Source organism: Streptomyces sp. NBRC 110611 (assembly GCF_001590865.1).
Lineage (GTDB): Bacteria > Actinomycetota > Actinomycetes > Streptomycetales > Streptomycetaceae > Streptomyces.
This window is the reverse complement of the sequence record NZ_BBUY01000064.1, coordinates 1-875: the sequence shown is the minus strand read 5'-3', so window position 1 is coordinate 875 and position 875 is coordinate 1. Positions and strand designations below refer to the sequence as shown.

The 875-nt window shown below is 72.2% G+C and carries 1 protein-coding gene; it reads left to right on the top strand.

Annotated features, from left to right (window positions below; all coding sequences use genetic code 11):
* Window positions 1–875: beta-ketoacyl reductase (locus AZE13_RS33280; RefSeq protein WP_147264828.1), on the top strand; the 875-nt coding region annotated here is incomplete at both ends.

Sequence of the window (875 nt, the reverse complement as noted above, 5' to 3'; positions counted from 1 at the left end):
TGGCCGACCAGGCGGCGGTGGCCGCGCTGGTGGCTTCGGTACCGGTGGAGCATCCGCTGACCGCCGTGGTCCACACCGCCGGCGTCCTCGACGACGGCGTGGTGACCTCGCTGACGCCCGAGCGGCTGTCGGCGGTACTGCGCCCCAAGGCGGACGCCGCCTGGCATCTGCACGAAGCCACCGAGGGCCTCGACCTCGCCGCGTTCGTGCTGTACTCATCGATTTCCGGTGTGCTGGGCACGGCGGGTCAGGGTAATTACGCCGCGGGCAATGTCTTCCTCGATGCGCTGGCCGGGCACCGCAGGGCACACGGTCTGCCCGCTCACTCTCTGGCGTGGGGTGCCTGGGCTCCCAGTGGCGGGATGACCGCCACCTTGTCGGAGGCGGATATGCAGCGGATCGCCTCGTATGGGGCGACGCCGCTCACCGCCGAGCAGGGGCTGGCGCTGTTCGACGCCGCCACCGCGACCGACGCCAGCCACCTCGTCGCGCTCGGGCCCGTCGCCGCGGGCAGTCGGGACCGCGGTCCCGTGCCGCCGGTGCTCCGCGGTCTGGTCAAGGGCGCTCGGCGTAGCGCTGCCGGTGCCACGAGTGGCACGGATGTGTCTGTGGAGCTTGTCCGGAGGCTGCGGGAGGCGCGGCCGGAGGAGCGTAGTCGTGTGATGGCGGACGTGGTACGGGCGGAGGCCGCGGCGGTGCTGGGGCATGCCTCGGCCAAGGCGGTGGATGCCCGGCGGGAGTTCAAGGAGCTGGGCTTTGACTCGTTGACCTCCGTCGAACTGCGCAACCGGCTCTCCGCCGCCACCGGTCTGCGGCTGACCGCCACCCTGGTCTTCGACTACCCCAGCCCCGCCGCACTCGCCGACCACCTCGTC